Origin of the sequence: Tomitella biformata AHU 1821 (assembly GCF_000524475.1) — a bacterium.
Taxonomy (GTDB): Bacteria; Actinomycetota; Actinomycetes; order Mycobacteriales; family Mycobacteriaceae; genus Tomitella; species Tomitella biformata.
This window is the reverse complement of sequence record NZ_BAVQ01000025.1, coordinates 38,234-57,823: the sequence shown is the minus strand read 5'-3', so window position 1 is coordinate 57,823 and position 19,590 is coordinate 38,234. Positions and strand designations below refer to the sequence as shown.

Annotated in this window: 13 protein-coding genes and 1 pseudogene; 11 read left to right on the top strand and 3 right to left on the bottom strand. The window is 69.0% G+C overall.

The window, feature by feature from the left end; all coding sequences use genetic code 11:
• Positions 1 to 13: 13 nt before the first annotated feature.
• Positions 14 to 1,435, bottom strand: a complete 1,422-nt coding sequence (locus TBIF_RS10375) for a DUF222 domain-containing protein (protein ID WP_158506335.1) — start codon at positions 1,433 to 1,435, stop codon at positions 14 to 16.
• 349 nt (positions 1,436 to 1,784) lie between these two features.
• Here TBIF_RS10375 and TBIF_RS10370 point away from each other — a divergent pair, with 349 nt between their 5' ends.
• From TBIF_RS10370 to TBIF_RS10325, 11 genes and pseudogenes are all read left to right on the top strand, one after another.
• A complete protein-coding gene (locus tag TBIF_RS10370) occupies positions 1,785 to 3,707 on the top strand; it encodes a mycofactocin system FadH/OYE family oxidoreductase 2 (protein WP_024794741.1) in 1,923 nt (640 codons plus the stop codon).
• A complete protein-coding gene (gene mftE / locus TBIF_RS10365) occupies positions 3,704 to 4,378 on the top strand; it encodes a mycofactocin biosynthesis peptidyl-dipeptidase MftE (protein WP_038170677.1) in 675 nt (224 codons plus the stop codon). Before TBIF_RS10370 ends, mftE begins: the two co-directional genes overlap by 4 nt.
• The gene (gene mftF / locus TBIF_RS10360; RefSeq protein ID WP_372435167.1) at positions 4,369 to 5,724 is read left to right on the top strand and encodes a mycofactocin biosynthesis glycosyltransferase MftF; all 1,356 of its coding nucleotides are present in this window, start codon (positions 4,369 to 4,371) and stop codon (positions 5,722 to 5,724) included. Before mftE ends, mftF begins: the two co-directional genes overlap by 10 nt.
• A gap of 56 nt (positions 5,725 to 5,780) precedes the next feature.
• Positions 5,781 to 7,112, top strand: a complete 1,332-nt coding sequence (locus TBIF_RS10355; protein ID WP_024794738.1) for a sigma-54-dependent transcriptional regulator family protein — start codon at positions 5,781 to 5,783, stop codon at positions 7,110 to 7,112.
• 59 nt (positions 7,113 to 7,171) lie between these two features.
• The gene (gene exaC, locus TBIF_RS10350; RefSeq protein ID WP_024794737.1) at positions 7,172 to 8,695 is read left to right on the top strand and encodes an acetaldehyde dehydrogenase ExaC; all 1,524 of its coding nucleotides are present in this window, start codon (positions 7,172 to 7,174) and stop codon (positions 8,693 to 8,695) included.
• A 144-nt stretch (positions 8,696 to 8,839) separates the two neighbouring features.
• Entirely contained in the window at positions 8,840 to 10,276 is a 1,437-nt protein-coding gene (gene eat / locus TBIF_RS10345) for an ethanolamine permease (protein WP_024794736.1), read from the top strand.
• A complete protein-coding gene (locus TBIF_RS10340; protein ID WP_024794735.1) occupies positions 10,273 to 11,688 on the top strand; it encodes an ethanolamine ammonia-lyase subunit EutB in 1,416 nt (471 codons plus the stop codon). The genes eat and TBIF_RS10340 overlap by 4 nt, the downstream gene beginning before the upstream one ends.
• Positions 11,689 to 11,708: 20 nt before the next feature.
• Positions 11,709 to 12,455: pseudogene (gene eutC, locus TBIF_RS26245) on the top strand (ethanolamine ammonia-lyase subunit EutC); the annotation flags it as partial.
• Positions 12,456 to 12,503: 48 nt separating this feature from the next.
• Entirely contained in the window at positions 12,504 to 12,980 is a 477-nt protein-coding gene (locus TBIF_RS26240) for a DUF779 domain-containing protein (RefSeq protein ID WP_268746908.1), read from the top strand.
• Between the two features lie 165 nt (positions 12,981 to 13,145).
• Positions 13,146 to 14,717: an ABC transporter substrate-binding protein gene (locus TBIF_RS10330; protein ID WP_158506334.1), complete on the top strand. Its 1,572-nt coding sequence runs from the start codon at positions 13,146 to 13,148 to the stop codon at positions 14,715 to 14,717.
• A 498-nt stretch (positions 14,718 to 15,215) separates the two neighbouring features.
• A complete protein-coding gene (locus TBIF_RS10325) occupies positions 15,216 to 16,136 on the top strand; it encodes a 3-oxoacyl-ACP reductase (protein ID WP_024794732.1) in 921 nt (306 codons plus the stop codon).
• A gap of 701 nt (positions 16,137 to 16,837) precedes the next feature.
• Here the strand turns inward: TBIF_RS10325 and TBIF_RS10310 are convergent.
• Positions 16,838 to 18,517 carry an AMP-binding protein gene (locus TBIF_RS10310; RefSeq protein WP_024794731.1) on the bottom strand — a complete coding sequence of 560 codons (1,680 nt, stop codon included), beginning with the start codon at positions 18,515 to 18,517 and terminating at the stop codon, positions 16,838 to 16,840.
• A gap of 83 nt (positions 18,518 to 18,600) precedes the next feature.
• Entirely contained in the window at positions 18,601 to 19,530 is a 930-nt protein-coding gene (locus TBIF_RS10305; protein ID WP_084611650.1) for an SDR family NAD(P)-dependent oxidoreductase, read from the bottom strand.
• Positions 19,531 to 19,590: the final 60 nt, after the last annotated feature.

Here is a 19,590-nt window from a genome sequence, read left to right as displayed (position 1 = left end):
GGGCAGCGTCGGATCAGAAGTCCGGGTCCGTCGGGAGACTGATGCCCGTGGCCGGGTGGGCGCGCTTGTGCGCGCCGGACAGTCGGTCCAGCCTGTTCAATTTTCGTTCGTGGCGCCGCCGGGCGAGCTTGTCGGCGATGCGCGTGCGCCGGCGCCGCGGCGGGGCACGGTCCTCGGGGCTGGGCCTCGCGGTCTGTGGCGGGGCCGGGGAGTGGAATTCGATGTCCCGCAATCCTGGGAACAGGACCTCGTTGGTGTGGCCACGCCCCTCGACGATCAGTCCCCGCGGCGATCGGAACTCGATACGGGTGCGACCGTCTGGGCCGAGGTATTGGTCGTCCAGCCAGTCGGTAAAGGTCTTCACGAGGTGGTGGAAGCGACATTTGGCGTTGCCATTGTGGGAGCTGGTTTGGCCACCCCGGGCGGGATTTCGATGGTCGAACTCGCCGACATGGTCGAGATCTCCTGCCCATGCGGGGCAATTGCAGCCGGGAAAGACGCAGTAGCCGTCCCTGGCCCGGATGAAGGTGTCCAACGCGCGGGAGAATCGGTACGGATCGCTAGGAAGGTGGGTCGCGAGCGCTTCGCCAGGCTTGTTGAGGAATCGGACGACGGCATCAGGCCGGGCGGCGATATCGCGCACATGCCCGGCGGAGATCAGGCCGTGGCCATTCAAAAAGCCGGGAGTGTCCGCGCCACTGGGCTCATCCGTCGGCGCTGGATCTTCGGGCGCTGGGTCTTCGGGCGTGGGTTCGCTGGGCCCGGGCTGAGGTCCGGACTCCCGCTGATGCCCCTCATCGTCCAATGTCTCGCACCCGCAGACCACGTGGACCACAATGCGCGCGTGCTGCTCGCTGAGTTCGAGACCGTTGGCAGCGGAGGTGCAGTCGGGCCGGTCGCATTGGCATGCGAAGGGGACACCCTGCAGGCGGCTGACCGCGGCATCAGATTGCCGAGCCCAGGCGCTGCGGCCATCATGCTCGCAAACCGTCAAGGCGAGGGCCCGGACGGCGGCCATCGCCAAGTCGACGTCCTCCGGAGTGGCGGTGATGCGGAGCTCGGCCATGCCGTCCGCCAGCGGGTACGCATGGCAGCCGCGGTCCCTCTTCGCGGCCTCGTGGCGCCGGCGGACCGCATCGGGATCATGCCGGGAGATGACCCGGTAGACGAGGTCGCGCAGCCGGGGATCGGACCAGGTGCCGTCGAGGCGCAACTCCGCCGCGATAGCGGCGTCGACCTGACTCGCGTAGTCCTCGCGGTCGATGAGATCGGTGAACGTGACGAGGCGCTGGAACTGGCGGGGGCTGATGTGGCCATCGCGCAGGCATTCCCCGATCAGCGGGATGCGGGACTCCATCGCGAGGGCCTCTGCCAAAGTCGCGGTGGCCGCGGACTTGGTGGCGCGTCGCACCGCGGAGAGCTCCACGGTCGTCATCGCGAAATCATCCAGAAGCCGCTTATCCGCATCCGGTGGAACGGTGCTCACATCAGCATGGAGCAGGGCCACATGGGCATATCTTGTGTATGCGATGAACGATTCATTACGGTCGCATTCAGCAATGGCGGAAAGAATGTCGGCGGCGGCTGCGCCGGACGGGACTTCGGGCAGCTGAAGCCGGGAGCTATCGGATATAGAAGTCAGTTCAAAGGCTTGGAGGGCACGCTTCTTTGGCCTCATCGTCACCCCCGATCCCATCGAATGTACAGTCTATTTTATCGGAATATGCGAATACAGTCAAGGTATCTCAGCAATTCTTTTTGGCAAAATATGAGAGTTGTGAGAAATGATTGAACGTGGCTATTCACGCTTGCTCTCAACGGTTGAATTGGGCAGCAGAACGATTCGCAATAGAGTGGTGTTCTCCGCGCACCTGACGAATTTCGCCGTCAACGGATTGCCCACGGCGCAGCACGCGGCCTATTACGAGGCGCGGGCCAGGGGCGGGGCGGGGCTGATCATCACCGAGGAGCACACGGTGCATCCCTCGGACCGCCCTTACGAGAAGCTCATCGAGGGCTATCGGCCAGAGGTTGTCGACGGATATAGAACCATCACCGCCGCGGCGCACAAGCACGGCGCGGTCATCCTCGCGCAGCTCAACCACAATGGCGCGCAGGGCAGCTCGATGCACACCGGCCGTCCCCTGTGGGCGCCGAGCGCGGTGCCGGACCCGATGTTCCGCGAGGTCCCGAAGGCGCTGACACAGGCCGAGATCGACCAGCTCATCGCTGGCTACGCCAAGGTCGCCGAGCATTGCCGCCAGGGCGGATTCGACGGCGTCGAACTGCAGGCTTCGCAGGCCTCGCTGATCCGCGGCTTCCTCGCGCCCGGCACGAATCTGCGCACGGACGAGTACGGCGGCTTGCTCGAGAACCGTGCGCGATTCCTCATCGAGACGTTGGCCGCGATCCGCGCGGCGCTGGGGCCAGACCTGATACTGGGCGTGCGGCTGGCTGGGGAAGAGCGGGTCGCCGGAGGCATCGAGATGGGGGAGGCCCTAGAGGTCGCACAAATGGTGGAGCGCCACGTCGACTACGTCAACACCTCTATCGGATTGGCGACGAGCACACTGCATCTGATCGAGGCCTCGATGGCGACACCCCGTGGCTACGCCATGCATATTCCGACCGCTTTCAAAGAGGTGCTGCAGGTGCCGGTCATCGGCGTGGGGCGGTTCACCGATCCGGCTGCGGCGGAAAAGGCCCTCGCCACCGGCCAATGCGACCTGGTGGGAGTGGTGCGCGGCCAGATCGCGGACCCGGACTTCGCGCAAAAGGCCATGGACGGCAACAAGATCAGGCAGACCTGCCTGGCCTGCAACCAAGAGTGCATCGGCCGGGTGGGCTTCAACCGCGCGATCGGCTGTGTGGTCAATCCCCGGACGGGACACGAGGCGACGGCGCTGCCGACGCCAGCCCTGAGAGGGAAGTCCGTGATCGTCGTCGGCGGCGGGCCGGCCGGGATGCAGGCGGCGGCAGTCGCGGCGGAGCGTGGGCACCGCGTCACGCTGATGGAGCGCTCGGGTGCGCTGGGCGGGCAGATCGCCGAGGCGGCCAGGGCCCCGTACCGTACGGATTTGACATTGCTCACAAGGGATTTGGCAGCTCGATGCAGGGCGGCCAGCGTCCAGCTCCAGCTAGAGGCCACTGCGACGGCGGCGGACCTGGCGGCGGATGTCGTCGTGATTGCCACCGGCGCGAGACCGATCAGGCCAGCCTGGGCGGGGCAGGGGTACTGCGACGTCCGGGATGTGCTGGGGGACCGAGTGCGCCCCACGGGCAAGGTGCTGGTGATCGACGGCCTCGGTTTCCACCCGGGCACCTCGGTGGCAGAACTGCTCGCGGAACGCGGCTGCGACGTCACCATCTGCACCGATGGCATGGTGGTGGGCCAGGATCTTGGCGTCACCCTCGACCGGGAAGGATGGCTCATGCGCGCGCACGGGCTCGGGATCACGCAACTCACGGACCGTGTCGTGATTGGCTCCGACGACGAGGGCGTGGCGATGCTGCACCATTCGATTGGCGAGGTGGCCGTGGAGCACTGGGATTGGATTGTCGGCGCTGGGCAGCAGGCGCCGGAGGACGCGCTGTGGCGGGAGCTCAAAGGCTCAGGCCGGGAGCTCCACCGCATCGGCGATGCCCTCGCGCCGCGGCGGGCCCACGCTGCGATCATCGAGGGGCAGAGGGTGGGGGAAGCGCTGTGAGACTAGAAGATTCGACCTCGAATGAGGTGGTCGACGCGTTGCTGGTGGTGCCTGTCGGCGCCGTCGAGCAGCATGGCCCGCACCTGCCGCTGGACACAGATACGCGCATCGCCACCGCGATCGCGGAGGCCCTGCCCAACGTGTTGCTCGCCCCGGCGCTGTCATATGGGGCGAGCGGCGAGCACCAGGGATTCGCGGGGACGGTGTCCATCGGCGCCGAGACCCTGTACTCGGTGCTCCTAGAGTTCGGCCGCTCGGCCTGCGAGTGGGCGCCGCGACTGCTCTTCGTGAACGGGCACGGCGGCAACGTGCCCACTCTCGCGAAAGCGGTCCAACGGCTGCGCTATGAGGGGCGCGACGCGGCCTGGTGGACGCCGATCATCCCGGGCGGGGACGCGCACGCTGGGCGCACCGAGACCTCGCTGCTGTTGCACCTGGCCCCGCACGTGGTCCGGCTCGAGCGGGCGGCGGCCGGCAACACCGAGCCGCTGCCGCAGTTGTGGGAGCGGATGCGCGCGGGCGGGGTCGCGGCGGTGAGCCCCAACGGTGTGCTGGGCGATCCGGCGGGCGCCAGCGCGGCGGAGGGCGCGGAGCTCCTAGCGCGGCTGCGCCTGTCGGTGTCCGACGCGGTCGCAGCGTGGACCCCGGACAAGCATGGGAGATTGGCATGACCGAGCTCCCCGCGGGGTTCCGGGTGCGGATCGACCCCGCGGTACGCCGGCTCGACGGCGGCGCGGCGCTGCTCGGCGGCTCGCCGACCACGCTGCTGCGGCTCAAACCCCAAGCGGCGGAACTGATCGCGGACGGCGAGTTGACGGTCACCAGCCCCGCCACGGCCGCGCTGGCCCGCAGGTTCCTCGACCTCGGCATCGCGCACCCGGACCTCGGTCCACGCCCGGTGGCGGAGGTGACGGTGATCGTGCCGGTCAAGGACAACCAGCCCGGCATCGACAGGCTGCTCAAGTCGCTGGCACAGCACGTGATTGTGGTCGACGACGGCTCAGCGATCCCGATCCAGGCCCCGCACGTGATCCGGCACGCGCAGTGCAGGGGACCTGCCGCCGCACGCAATACTGGATTGGCCGCGGCCACCACCGAGTTCGTGGTGTTCATCGATTCCGACGCGGTGCCGGTCGCGGGCTGGCTGGCGATCCTCTCCGCGCACTTCGCGGACCCGACGCTGGCCCTGGTGGCGCCGCGGATCATCAGCCTCGGCGATCCAGCCGGCGCGCTCGGCCGATATGAGCAGATTCGCTCCTCCCTGGACCTCGGCGCGAAGCCCGGGCCGGTGGTGCCGCGTTCGCCGGTGGCATATGTGCCGAGTGCTGCGATGATGGTGCGTCGGGCAGCCCTCGAGGATGGCTTCGACGAGTCGATGCACGTGGCGGAGGACGTGGACCTGTGCTGGCGTCTGCATGAGGCGGGCTGGCGGTTGCGCTATGAGCCCGCTGCGCAGGTGGCCCACGAGCATCGGACCACGCTCCGGACATGGCTCGGGCGCAAGGCGTTCTACGGTGTGGGCGCAGCCCCGCTCGCCGCACGGCACGCTGGCGATGTCGCGCCGCTGGTGCTCGCGCCGTGGTCGGCGGCGGCGGGAGTGGCGCTGCTCAGCGGGACCAAGACCGGCGCGGTGTCGGCGGTGGCGGCGACGGGATTCGCGGGGTTCAAGCTCCGCCGGACCCTGGGCGGACTCGCGCATCCGGGCCGGGCCGCCGCACGGTTGCTCGCCATGGGATTGGGCGGGGCGCTGTGGCAGTTGGCGTCGGGCATCTGTCGGCACTATTGGCCCCTCGCGGTCCTCGTGGGGCTGTGTTCTAGGAGGGCCCGGCGGGTGATCGCGCTAGTCGCCCTCTCGGAGGGGCTTGCGGATTGGGCGACGCATGACGGTCCGGGCAACCTCGACCCCATGCGTTATGTGCTGTTCAAGCGGCTCGACGATGTCGGTTACGGGGCAGGGCTGTGGTGGGGGGCAATGCGTGCGCGTAGCCTCCAGGCACTGCTGCCGAGGGTGGGTTAGTGCTGTGCGACCTTTGTGACCTCAGTTACAGTTGAGTGGAGCGGAAGGGATCGTGGATGTCAGTGCGGGAGCCTGCAGGGCGGTCCGGCCCTTGGATGGCGCTGCGGCCAGGGCAGGACGAGGTTGAGCTCGCGGCACAGATGGGCCGCGCGCACCGACAGTTTGTGGCGGGCGGTCACGGGGTCGACTACAGCGACGACGTCCGCCCGGTGATCCGCCAATCGTGGGAGCGCAGCCAGCTCAGCGGGGTCAACCCGGAGTCGGGCGGGCGGCTCGCGTCGGACAACTCCGATCTGGCCGAGTATCGCGTCGCGCACCCGATGTCGACGGTGCTCCCGGTGGTGCGGAAGCTGCTGGTCGAAGACGCGGAGGACTCGAGCCTGCTGGTGGCCATCAGCGATGCGAGCGGTCGGCTGCTGTGGGTGGAGGGCGATACTCAAATGCGCGACCACGCGGGCACGATCGCGTTCGTGGAGGGCGCGGACTGGAGCGAGGCGGCGGTGGGGACCAATGCGCCCGGCACCGCGCTGGCGGTGGACCACTGCGTGCAGATCTTTGGCGCCGAGCACTTCAGCCGGCAGGTCCACCGGTGGAGCTGCGCCGCCGCGCCGGTCCACCATCCGGTCACCGGCGCGATCCTGGGCTCGATCGATATCACCGGCGGCTCCCGCGTCGCAGCCCCGGAGGTGCTGACGCTGGTGCGCGCGACGGTCGCGGCGGCGGAATTGGAGCTGCGCTGGAGGATGCAGGACGGCGGGTTGGAGTCCCCGGCTCAGGTGCCGTTGTTGTCGGTGCTGGGCCGCGCCCGGCCCACGCTGACCCGCAATGGCGCGGAAATTCAACTATCTCCGCGGCACGCGGAGATCCTGCTGCTGCTGGCGGAGCATTCGGAGGGGATGGGCGCGGAGCAACTGGCGGTGCTGCTCGACGAGCGCTTCCTGGACTCGGTCACTGTGCGTGCGGAGTTGTCGCGGCTGCGCCGGGTGCTGGGGCCGGGCTCGGTGGGCTCGCGGCCGTACCGGTTGCAGGCGCCGCTGCGCACGGACCTCGACGTTGTACGGGAGTCGTTGGCAAGGGGAGACGTGGTCGGGGCGCTGCAGGGCCACCCGGGGCCGGTGCTGGCGGACTCGCTCGCGCCGGGCGTGGTGGAGATCCGCGAGCGGCTCGACGCGGAGATGCGGGGCGCGGTGCTGCGCAGCCGGGACGCGCGGCTCCTACAGGCGTGGGCCGGTACGGTCTCAGGCCGCGACGACCCCATCATCTGGCAGGCGCTCGCCGCGCTGATGCCCACCGGATCACCTGCGCATGTGCAGGCCAGGGCCCATTTGGATCTGTTGAACCGGCGATTTGGCATCTCTGCAACCTCGTTGCAACGTAGCCGCTCCTAGTGTTCTGAATCACAAGCTGGCGAGGATCCGGCGAGTGACACAGACGCTAGGAGTGCGGAATGACTGTTTACGAACGCCCGGGTGCCCCCGGCTCAGTGATGTCCTTCGAGTCCCGCTACGACAACTGGATCGGCGGCCAGTGGGTCGCCCCCGTCAAGGGCCAGTACTTCGAGAACACCACGCCGGTGAACGGCCAGGCGTTCTGCGATGTGGCGCGGTCCACCGCCGAGGATGTCGAGCTCGCCCTCGACGCAGCCCACGCCGCCGCCCCCGCCTGGGGCAAGAGCTCGCCCGCCGAGCGCGCGCTGATCTTGAACAAGATCGCCGACCGCATGGAGCAGAATCTCGAGAAGATCGCCGTCGCCGAGTCCTGGGACAACGGCAAGCCGGTCCGCGAGACCCTCGCCGCCGACATTCCCCTCGCGATCGACCACTTCCGCTACTTCGCCGGCGCCATCCGCGCCCAGGAGGGCTCGCTCTCGCAGCTCAACGAGGACACGGTCGCGTACCACTTCCACGAGCCCCTCGGCGTCGTCGCGCAGATCATCCCGTGGAACTTCCCGATTCTCATGGCCACCTGGAAGCTGGCCCCCGCGCTGGCCGCCGGCAACGCCATCGTGATGAAGCCCGCAGAGCAGACGCCGGCGTCGCTCCTCTACCTGATGAGCCTGATCGGGGACCTGCTGCCCGCCGGCGTCATCAACATCGTCAACGGCTTCGGCGTCGAGTGCGGCAAGCCGCTCGCGTCGAGCAACCGCATCGCGAAGGTCTCCTTCACCGGTGAGACCACCACCGGTCGGCTGATCATGCAGTACGCCAGCCAGAACCTGATCCCAGTCACCCTCGAGCTCGGCGGCAAGAGCCCCAACGTGTTCTTCGACGACGTGATGCAGGCCGACGACGCCTACCAGGACAAAGCGCTCGAGGGCTTCACGATGTTCGCGCTCAACCAGGGCGAGGTGTGCACCTGCCCGTCGCGCGCGCTGATCCAGAGCTCGATCTACGACGACTTCCTCTCGCTCGCCGCGATCCGCACCAAGGCCGTCCGACAGGGCAACCCCCTCGACACGGAGACCATGATCGGCGCGCAGGCCAGCAATGACCAGTTCGAGAAGATCCTCTCGTACATCGAGATCGGCAAGGCCGAGGGCGCGAAGGTCATCACCGGCGGTGAGCGCGCGGATCTGGGCGGCGACCTCTCGGGCGGCTACTACGTTCAGCCGACCATTTTCGCCGGCAACAACGACATGCGCGTGTTCCAGGAGGAGATCTTCGGCCCCGTCGTCGCCGTCACGTCCTTCACCGACTACGACGACGCGATCCGCATCGCCAACGACACCCTCTACGGGCTGGGCGCCGGCGTCTGGTCCCGCAACGGCACGACGGCCTACCGCGCCGGCCGCGACATCCAGGCCGGCCGCGTGTGGACCAACACGTACCACCAGTACCCGGCGCACGCCGCGTTCGGCGGCTATAAGCAGTCCGGATTCGGCCGCGAGAACCACCGCATGATGCTGGACCACTACCAGCAGACCAAGAACCTCTTGGTCTCCTACGCGGAAGGCGCCCAGGGCTTCTTCTGACCCCCAAACTCGGTGCGGGGGACGCTGCCCCCCGCCGTCCCCCGCGCCGTTTCCATAACCCCCGCTGCCATTCCGCCATCTCTGAATCGTGGGGGGAGGGTGGCGAGCTCTCCTCCGCCTGCCGACCGAGATAGAGGACACCGCATGGCCGTTTCAAACGTATCCGCCGGGGCCGCGCCGCCGGCCTCCGATGATGCCAGCTATCTGGCTAAACGCACGCTCAAATCGGGCTCGGCCGGATGGGTGCTGCTAGCCGGGCTGGGGGTCTCCTTTGTGATCTCCGGTGACTACGCCGGCTGGCAGTTCGGCTTGGTCAAGGGGGGCTGGGGCGGGCTGCTGATTGCGGTCATCGTCGTCGCGTTCATGTACCTGTGCATGTGTCTGTCGCTGGCTGAACTCTCCTCCGCGCTGCCCACGGCGGGCGGGGGCTACACCTTCGCCCGGCGCGCCCTCGGGCCCTGGGGCGGCTTCGCCACCGGGGCTGCGGTGCTGATCGAATACACCATCGCGCCAGCCGCGATCGCCACCTTCATCGGCGGGTACGTGCAGTCGCTGAACTTGTTCGGGATAACCGCGGGCTGGCCGGTGTACCTGGCCTGCTATGCCATCTTCGTGGGTATCCACCTCTTCGGCGCGGGCGAGGCGCTCAAGGTGATGTTCGTGGTCACCGCCGTCGCAGTGGTCGCGCTGATCGTGTTCTTCGTCGGGATGATCCCGCACTTCTCCTTTGCCAACCTCACCGACATCCCCGCCGACCCGGGCGGCTCCGCCTTCCTGCCCCACGGCGCGATGGGCATCTGGGCGGCCATCCCGTTCGGCATCTGGTTCTTCCTGGCACTCGAGGGCGTCCCGCTGGCCGCAGAGGAGGCCAAAGATCCCGCCCGCAGCGTGCCCAGGGGAATCCTGACCGCGCTCGGCATCTTGTTCACCTTCGCGATGCTGGTGCTGTTCCTGGGCCCCGGCGGCGCCGGCTCGAACCTGCTCAAGGACTCGTCGAACCCGCTGGTGCAGGCGCTGGACCAGGCCACCGGCTCAGGCATGATGGGGACGTTCGTCAACTACGCCGGGCTGTTCGGGCTGATCGCCTCGTTCTTCTCCATCGTCTACGCCTACTCCCGGCAGACGTTCGCGCTCTCTCGCGCCGGCTATCTCCCGAAGACGCTGTCGCTGACCAGCGGTCGCAAGGTGCCCGCACTGGCGCTGATCGTGCCTGGCGTGATCGGCTTCGGGCTGTCGATGACCGAGGCCGGCGACAGGCTGCTGAACGCGGCCGTGTTCGGCGCCGTCGTCTCCTACGCGCTGATGATGCTTTCGCACATCGTGCTGCGCCGGAAGGCCCCCGACATGGAGCGGCCCTACCGCACCCCTGGCGGGGCGGTCACCTCGGGGATTGCGCTGACGCTGGCCTGCGTGGCCATCGTCGCGACGTTCCTCGCCGATGTGCTGGCGGCGGGGATCGCCCTGGGCATCTACGCCCTGTTGCTCGCGTACTTCGGCCTCTACTCTCGGAAGAGACTGGTTGCCGGCGCGCCCGAGGAGGAGTTCGCCGCACTGGCGGAGGCGGAGGCGCAGCTTCGATGACGATGTATAGCCAGAGCATCGGCGGTACCAACCACACCTTCGACGGGCTGATCGACCTGCTGGCCAAGGCCACCCCGCGGCGTTCAGGCGACGAGCTCGCCGGCTGTGCGGCGGCGAGCGACGGCGAGCGGGCCGCCGCACAATGGGCGCTGGCAGAGGTTCCGCTGGACACGTTCCTGGTCGAATTGGTGGTGCCCTACGAGGACGACGAGATCACCCGGCTGATCATCGACAAGCACGATCGCGTGGCCTACGGCGAGGTCTCGCACCTGACCGTCGGCGGCCTGCGGGACTGGCTGCTGCAGGTTGCGTCCACGCCGGATGCGGCGGTGACCCTGGCCCGGGTCTCGTCCGGACTCACGCCCGAGATGGTGGCGGCGGTGAGCAAGCTGATGCGCAATCAGGATTTGATCGCCGTGGCCCGGGTGATCCGGGTGACCAGCGCGTTCCGAACCACGCTGGGCCTGCCGGGCCGGATTTCCACCCGGCTGCAGCCGAACCATCCGACCGACGACCCGCGCGGGATCGCAGCGGCCACCCTGGACGGGCTGCTGCTCGGCTGCGGGGACGCGACCATCGGGATCAACCCGGCGACCGACTCACCGCAAGCCACCAGCGACCTGCTGCACCTGCTCGACGAGATCCGGCTGCGCTATGAGATCCCCACCCAGTCCTGCGTGCTCTCGCACGTGACCACCACCATCGACCTGATCGAGGCCGGGGCGCCGGTGGACCTGGTATTCCAGTCGATCGCCGGCACTGAGGGCGCGAACTCGGGATTCGGGGTGAACTTGGAGCTGCTGCGGCAGGGTAACGAGGCTGGCCGCTCGCTGCGGCGCGGCACCGTCGGGCAGAACGTGATGTACCTGGAGACCGGTCAGGGGTCCGCGCTGAGCGCCGGCGCGCACCTGGGCACCGGGAACCGCCCGGTGGACCAGCAGACCCTGGAGGCGCGGGCCTACGCGGTGGCGCAGATCCTGGAGCCGCTGCTGGTGAACACGGTGGTCGGGTTCATCGGCCCGGAGTACCTCTACGACGGCAAGCAGATAGTGCGCGCCGGGCTCGAGGACCACTTCTGTGGGAAGCTGCTGGGCCTGCCGATGGGCGTGGACGTGTGCTACACCAACCACGCCGAGGCCGACCAGGACGATATGGATGACCTGCTGACGCTGCTCGCCGTGGCGGGGCTGACCTTTCACATCGCGGTGCCCGGTGCCGACGACGTGATGCTGGGTTACCAGAGCACCTCCTTCCACGACGCGCTGTATGTCAGGCAGGTGCTCGGATTGCGCCCGGCCCCGGAGTTCGAGGAGTGGCTGCGGGGGCTTGGGATGTTCGACGAGACGACGGGGAGAGTGTTGCCCGTCTCGGCCGCGCATTCGCCGCTGCGCGCCCTGCCAGGTGCACTGTGACTGGCGATGGCCGCGGGCCCGTGCCCGACGAAATCGGTGCACAGGACCTGTGGCAGAGCCTGCGCGGCAGCACCCAGGCCCGGATCGGCCTGGGCCGATCCGGGGACGCCCAGCGAACCCAGAGCGTGCTCGAGTTCCGGGCAGCGCACGCATTGGCCCGCGACGCGGTGCACCAGCCGCTGGACCTGGCCGGGCTGACCAGTCAGGTGGCGGCCCTGGGACTCGGCGCCCCGGCGGTGGTGACCAGCCAGGCGTCCTCGCGCAGCGAGTACCTGCGGCGCCCGGACCTGGGCCGGCTGCCAGCCGATCTGTCCGCGATCTCGGCGTCGGGGGCCGAGTTGGGCTTCGTGCTGTGCGACGGGCTCTCGCCGACCGCCCTGACGCAGCACGGCGCAGGACTGCTTGCGGCGTTGGCCGCAGTGCTGGGAAAGCGATACACGATCGCACCGCCTGTGATCGCCACCGAGGCGCGGGTAGCACTCGGCGATCACATCGGCGCCGCCATGGGAGTGCAGACCGTGATTGTGCTCATCGGGGAGCGCCCCGGACTCTCCGTCGCGGCGAGCGTCGGGATGTACCTGACACACCTGCCGCGTCCAGGACGGCCCGACGCGGACCGCAACTGCGTGTCCAACGTGCACCCGCCGGAGGGCCTGGCCTACACCGACGCGGCGCGGGTGATCGCCGGACTAGTGGCCGGGGCGCGCCAACTGGGCCGTTCCGGTGTCGACCTGAAGGACACCTCGCGCACGGACAGCCTGGCCGCGCGCAAGCCGCAACCGCGCGTAGTCGCCACCGTCGCTGCGTGCGACCTGTTGCGGACCCTCCGCGACCGCAACGGGGGACTCATGCTCCACCAGTCCGGCGGCTGCTGCGATGGCTCCTCGCCCATGTGTTACCTCGACGGCGAGTTCATCGTGGGCGACCGCGACGTGCTCCTCGGGATCCTCGACCTCGCCGCCGAGCCCGGCGAGACCCCGGTGGCGTTGCCCGAGGGCGCCGACGCTGTTCCGGTCTGGATCTCAGGCCCGCAGTTCGACGCCTGGCGCCACACCCAGCTGATCCTCGACGTGGTGCCAGGCCGCGGCGGCGGCTTCAGCCTCGAGGCCCCCGAGGGTTACCGGTTCCTCACCCGCTCGCGCGTGTTCGGCCCCGCGGAGTTGGCCGAGTTCGACGCCGCGCCACCGCTCGTCGGCGCCGAGGTTGAGGCCGGGGCCCGCCCGCCCGTGCCAGCCTTCCCCGTCGTCGTGGCCGATGGCGAGGCCGCCGGCGCCGCGTGCGCCCTGCCCTGAGTGTCTCTTCCCTCCCGTCCCGATGGTTGGGAACTCGCTGATCTCCGGCCTATACCGAATGGAAGGGTTGGCCGCAAGTGCCCGTGCGGCGTGCGCCGTCGGAATGTGCGGTGAATCTCGGTAAAGGAGTCCCAGGTGGTTCGAGGAAGATTAAGTATGTGGCGGATGGCGGCCGTGCCGGCCGCAGTCGCGTTGTTCGTGACCGGCTGCGCCAGCGCTGGGGAGTCGGGAGGCGCAGAAGCGTCCGCAGTGCTCAGCGACGGCATGGTGAACGTGGTCGATGGCGGCGAGCCCGTCCGGGGCGGTGGCGCCTCCTTCGGCTCGTACTCGGAGCCTGCATCCCTCGACCCCGCGGTCACCATCACCTCGGTCACCACCGGCGGCGCGGAGATGGTCAACATCTACGACTCCCTCATGCGGCTCGACAGCGACGCCCAGGAGTTTGTCCCCCAGATGGCGGCGGGCCTCGAGCACGACGCGGACTTTCGGACTTGGACGCTGACCCTCCGGGACGGGGTGGCCTTCTCCAATGGCAAGCCCGTCGACGCGGCGGCCGTCAAGGCCAGCCAGGAGCGCTACGCCGCCAAGCCGGCACCCGAGGCCGCGCTGTGGAAGGACAGCGTCGTCGGCATCACCACGCCCGACGACAAGACCGTGGTCTACGAGCTGAACAAGACCTGGGCCGAGTTCCCCGGGCTGCTCACCACCGGGCCCGGCATGATCGTGTCCACCGACTCGGACGGGGCCGACGGCAAGTTCACCCCGATCGGCGCCGGGCCCTTTACCCTGGACAAGTGGTCGCAGGCCGAGTCCATGCTGCTCAACGCCAATCCGAGCTACTGGGCCGGCGAGCCGAACCTGGACACGCTGACCTTCGTGTACCTGCCCAGCACCACGGTGGGGCAGGAGACCTTCTTCAACGGCGGCATCGACGCCACGTTCGTCCGTGAGCCGAATGAGATCCAGCAGGCGCTGGACCGCGGCGTGAGCGGGTACATGAACCTGACGGCTGCCGCCAACGCGGCGGTCATCAACGCAGCTGAGGGCCGGCCGGGCGCCGATCCGCGCCTGCGCAAGGCGATGCAGTTGGCCATCGATACGGACATCATCAACGAGCGGGCCTTCGGCAACACGAACAAGAGCACCAACATGATCTTCTCGGAGGGCTCGCGCTGGCACACCGAGACCCCCGGCCCGCAGGTGGACGTCGAGGAGGCCACGCGACTGGTCGACGCCGCGAAGGCGGACGGATACGACGGCCAGCTCGAGGTCATCGACGCGTCGGACCCCGCGTCTCTGCAGACGTCCCTTGCGGTGGAGGCGCAACTCGAGGCTGTGGGCTTCGACGTGCAGGTCAACAACCTGCCGACGATCGGCGACCAGATCCGCACCATCGCGGCGGAGCGGGACTACGACATCGCCGCCTGGGGGCTGAGCTTCCGCGAGGCGGACCCGTACCCCAAGATGTTCGCGACGATGCACAGCGCAGGCAAGCAGGTGTACGGCATGTACACCAGCCCCGAGATGGACGCGCTGATCGAGCAGGTGCAGACGGAGCCGGACGCGGACGCGAAGCTGCAGATCCTCGACAAGATCCAGCAGCAGGTGAACAAGGACGCGCCGTACCTGGTGTACGGGGACTTCTCCGACTTCATCATCTGGAACGCGAACATGCACGGCATCCTGGGGTCCTCGAACTCCCTGGTGCTCTTCGGCCAGGCGTGGAAGACGAACTAGGGCAGGTGGGCCAGATAGCGGCTAGCGATTCGAATCTTGGCACCGGATCCAGCTGATCCTCAACGTGGTGCCTGGTCGCGGGAACGGATTCAGGCAGGCTCCCGCTGGTGCCGCGCATGGCCCCGGCCGTGCGGTAAATTCCGCAATATGGCTATTGAGCTCGCCGAGGGCCATCAGTCGCTGGCCTGAACTGTAGTAACGACTACAGCCGGGGATGAGAGCTCGGGTTGCTCGGTATCCACCTCCCGGAGGACGTGGTCGGGCCCGCTGCGGCCGCAGTCGTGTCCGCTCTGCCCGCCGCGGAGGCCCTCGCACCGGCCGCGTTGACCCGCCGAATCTACGAGCAGGCCGTGCTACCTCATCCTCGCAGGGGACCTCAGAGGTCCTGTGCAACCAGATCGCCGAGCTGATTCTGGGGCTGCCTAGTGAGGCTCAGCGCTGATGAGCGCACACACAATATCGGCAAGCTGTTCCACCCAACACTGAGGAGGACAAGACATGCAGGACACCGATCTGTCGGGCCGCACGGCCATCGTGACCGGCGCCGGCGCCGGCCTGGGCCGCGCAGAGGCGCTGGGCCTCGCGGCGCTGGGCGCCAGCGTCGTGGTGAACGACATCGGACCCGCCGGCGAGGCGGTCGCGCGGGAGATCGAGGCTGCTGGCGGGCGGGCCATCGCCGTGCTCGGCGACGTCAGCGACTGGTCGCTCGGCGAGCGGCTCGTCGAGGCCGCGGTGGAGAACTTCGGCAGCCTCGACATCGTCGTGAACAACGCCGGCATCACCCGGGACACGATGCTGTTCAACATGTCCGAGAAGCAGTGGGACGACGTCATCGCGATCCACCTCAAGGGCCACGCCGCGCTCACCCGGGCCGCGTCGATCCACTGGCGCGCGCAGTCCAAGGCCACCGGTGCCATGGTCTACGGCCGCGTCGTCAACACGGCCTCCGAGGCGTTCCTGCTCGGCGGCGCTGGGCAAGCCAACTACGCGGCGGCCAAGGCCGGCATAGTCGCGCTGACGCTCTCGACCTCCCGTGGCATGGCCCGCTACGGCGTGACCGCAAACGCGATCTGCCCCCGCGCGCGCACCGAGATGACCGCCGGCGTCTTCGGCGAGGGCGCGGCGGACGCCGGGCTCGACATCATGGCGCCCGAGCGCATCGCGAGCCTCGTCTCGTACCTGTCGACCCCGACCGCCGAGCAGGTCAGCGGCCAGGTGTTCATCGTCTACGGTGACATGGTCGCGCTGATGGCGCCGCCGACGGTGCAGCGCAAGTTCACCGCGGCCGACGGTGTCTTCTCGGTGGCCGAGCTGGCGGAGCAGATCACGCCCTACATCGCGGACGAGCTGCCCGCCGGTCAGAGCTACGCGGCCACCAGCATCGTCGCGCTGGACACCACGGGCTCCGCGGCCGGCTAGAACCCTGAGAACAACTGTGGCGGGTGCCGAGCCGGGATAATATCCTCGCCCGGCGCCCGCCACAGTGCTGTGGGGGGAACGGCGTCAGCGGATCTCGCCGGCGCCGCCGAAGCGCTCCCAGTTCGACGGGTCGTGGTTGATCCAGACGTCCGCAGGGAGCGTCTGCTCGAGGAATTTCATCTTCCGCAGGGTCGCCCTTATAGGCGATCTCGCCCTCGTACTCGGCCCGGGTATGCACGGCGTCCCCTGTGGGCGCGCCCAGGTGCGGCAGAACTTCTCCGGGTTGTCCGCGTACTCGCGCTCGCCGGCCCCGATGTACGTGACCGCGTGCGGGAGCAGCTTCAGCCCCCCCGCAGTGGTCGAAGTGCAGGTACGAGGCGATGACGTTCCCGACGTCGCTGAACGTGTGGCCCCACTGCGCCAGCTGGCACTCGATCTGGTGCTCCGCGCGGAAGTCGAAGTCCAGCACCCGCGCCGAGTCGCCGTAGACCGCGGCCGGGTCGCCCGCCGCCTTCGGGGCCACGCCGGTATCGAACAGGACCAGGTCCCGCTCGATCAGGAAGGCCGGGAACGGGACCCGGTCCACCGGGGCCCCGCACGGGCCTCGAGGCCCGTGCGGGGGCATATAGGTCGGGGGCCCGAGCGCCCACATTCGCAGTGCCGCGGCGGCCATGGGGCCACTGTTCATTTCGGGGGTGTCGCTAGACAGTCGCGGCTACCGGCGGGGGCAGCAGCGCCGCCCGGCCGTGGCTGCGGAATTCCGCCTCGATCGCCGCGCGCTGGGCGTCGTCGATCGGGACGTAGGCGCTGGTCTTGCCCACTCGGATGTAGACGGGGTCGGTGGTGTTCCAAGCTGCCTCGCGCAGCGGCGCCTTGTTGATCTTTCCACTGCCGGTCAGCGGAATGCGGTCGGTCACGCGGAGGTAGGTGGGCCACCACTTGGCGCCCATCTCGGACTGGCCCTCGATGAAGGGGCCGAAGGCATCGACGTCGAAGTCGGCGCCGTCCGACATCTCGAGAGTGGTCATCACCTGGTCGCCGGTCCGGGGATCCGGGACGGCGAAGACCGGCGCCGAGGCGACGCCGGGCACGCGCGCGAGCACCCGCTCGACGGGGGCCGCGGAGAAGTTCTCGCTGTCTACCCGCAGCCAGTCCGAGGACCGGCCGGCGAAGTAGAAGTAGCCCGTCGCGTCGCGGTAGCCGAGGTCGCCGGACCAGAAGTCCGCGCCGCGGATCCGGTCGGCCATCGCCTCGGGGTTCTTGTAGTAGCCCTCGAAGGCGCGGGCCAGGCCGACGGCCACCATCTGGCCGACTGCCGCGATGTCCTTGAGCCGGCCGCTCTCGTCGAACTCCGCGCGGGGGCACTCCGCGCCGGTGGCTTCGTCGTAGACCCGGATGTCCAGGCCGTTCTGCGGCAGGCCGAGCGAGTACTTCGGGGTGTCGGCGGTGCGTCCGAGGCGGAAGACTCCCTCGCTGAGGCCGTAGCCCTCCATGACCTCGCAGCCGAAGCGCTCGGTGAAGCGCTGCACATCCGCCTCGGAGGCCTCGGTGCCGAACGCCAGCTCCAGCGTGCTGGTGCCATCGCGCGGGTCCTCCGGCTGGCTGAGCACGTAGGACAAGGCGCGGCCTACGTAGTTGACGTAGGTCGCGCCGAAGCGGTGAACGTCCTTCGCGAAGCCGCTGGCGGAGAACTTGCGGGTCATACCGACCGTCGCGCCCGTGCGCATGGCGACTGCGAGGTTCATCATCACTGCGTTGCCGTGGAAGAGCGGCATGCACAGATACGTCACGGAGTCGCGGCGCATCGAGACGCGGTCCACGAGGGCTTCCACGAGCCGGCCCAGGCGGCCTTGGCCGACGATGACGGCCTTGGGCGCGCCCGTCGAGCCGGAGCTGAACAACAGCAGCGCCAGTTGGTCCGCGGTGGGGGTGACATCCGGCAACGCGGCACCGCGGTGGGGCGCGAGCGCGGCGAGGTAGGACGGCTGGTCCACGTTCAGGATGCGCTCGTCGGGGATGCTGTGCCCGGTGCCCGTGACCAGGTGCGCCAGCTTGTCCTCGGTGATGATCACGTCCACGTCGGCGTGCGCGATGTCCCGCGCCAGCTCGGGGCCGCTGCGGCTGGCGTTGATGCCGACGACGACGGCGCCTGCGAGGGGCCCGGCCGCCAGCCAGAACACGAAGTCCGGCACGTTCTCGAGCAGCACGCCGATGTGCACTTGGCGGTCTGCGGGGGCCGGGTCCACCAACGCGGCCAGCAGCGAGGCGCGGTCGGCGCCCTCCTGGACGACCTCGCGCCATGTCCAGGACTGGTCCTCGAACCGGAGCCCGACCTTGTCGTCCTCGGCCCGCAGCCGGACGATCTCGGTGAATGTTTCCAACTTGCACTCTCCACGATAGTTGTGGCGCCCGCCGCGGCCACCAAGGCCGGGGCGGGCGCCGGGATAGGACAGGTTCTCGCCGACTAGGCCTTCTTCAGCAGGCCTTCCGGGACCGCGCCCGGGGGGTTGAAGTTCAGGTAGGGCAGCAGGAAGGATTCGTCGTCGAGGTCCGCCGGCTGCCAGCCCGCGAGCAGGCCGGAGCCGTCGAGCGCCCGGACCGGACGGTTGAACTCCTTGAGCAGCGGGAGGCTGTAGGCGACGCGGCCGGTGACCGCGTCCAGCTTGGAGCTGGCGAGCAGCAGCGCGGCCTCGGCCATCGTGTCCTCGGGCTCCGACGGCCAGCCGGGCACCGCGCCGGCCGCGTGCTCGGTGGCGACGCCGCGGTTGGGGGCGAGCGAGCTCACCGCGATGTTGTCCTCGTAGAGCTCCATGGCAGAGCCGGTGCTGATGCGGTCCAGCATGGCCTTGGTACCGCCGTAGAGCACGGAGCCGGCCAGCGGGTGGAAGGCGAACGGCGGCCCGACGCGGGGGCCGGCCTGGCGCGAGGAGATGTTGACGATCCAGCCGGCGCCGCTCTTGCGCATGCCGGGGATGACGGCCTTCATCAGGTCCCAGGTGTTCCACAGGTTGGTCTCGACGGAGTCCTGGAACCACTCGCGGGGCATGTCGGCGAACAGCGTGTCGTAGCGGCGGGCCGCGGCGACGTTGTTGACCAGGGCGTCCACCCGGCGGCCGAACTTCTCCTCGATCTCCGCGATCAGGGCGGCGCGGTCCAGGTCGGGGCTGCCCAGGTCGACGGCGAAGGCCTCGGCGTTGCCGCCGCCGTCGGCGGTGATCAGCTCGACTGTCTCCTCGAGGGAGCCCTGCAGCGCGCCGTCGCCCGCCCGCATGGTGCGGGAGACGGCGGCCACGGCGATGCCCTCGGCCGCGAAGCGCCGCGCGATGGCCCGGCCGATCCCGCGGCTGGCACCGCTGACCAGCGCGAGGCCGGGCTTGTGTTCCTGAGTTGTCACGATCTGCACACCTATCGCTTTGGGGGTTGGCGAACCGATATCTCTAGAAGCTGTGTCGCG

Bases quoted from the DNA above. Each gene is read 5' to 3' on its own strand.
- TBIF_RS10375 (WP_158506335.1), bottom strand. From the start codon at position 1,435: ATGACGACCGTGGAGCTCTCCGCGGTGCGACGCGCCACCAAGTCCGCG.
- TBIF_RS10370 (WP_024794741.1), top strand. From the start codon at position 1,785: ATGATTGAACGTGGCTATTCACGCTTGCTCTCAACGGTTGAATTGGGC.
- TBIF_RS10355 (WP_024794738.1), top strand. From the start codon at position 5,781: ATGTCAGTGCGGGAGCCTGCAGGGCGGTCCGGCCCTTGGATGGCGCTG.
- exaC (WP_024794737.1), top strand. From the start codon at position 7,172: ATGACTGTTTACGAACGCCCGGGTGCCCCCGGCTCAGTGATGTCCTTC.
- eat (WP_024794736.1), top strand. From the start codon at position 8,840: ATGGCCGTTTCAAACGTATCCGCCGGGGCCGCGCCGCCGGCCTCCGAT.
- TBIF_RS10340 (WP_024794735.1), top strand. From the start codon at position 10,273: ATGACGATGTATAGCCAGAGCATCGGCGGTACCAACCACACCTTCGAC.
- TBIF_RS10330 (WP_158506334.1), top strand. From the start codon at position 13,146: ATGGCGGCCGTGCCGGCCGCAGTCGCGTTGTTCGTGACCGGCTGCGCC.
- TBIF_RS10325 (WP_024794732.1), top strand. From the start codon at position 15,216: ATGCAGGACACCGATCTGTCGGGCCGCACGGCCATCGTGACCGGCGCC.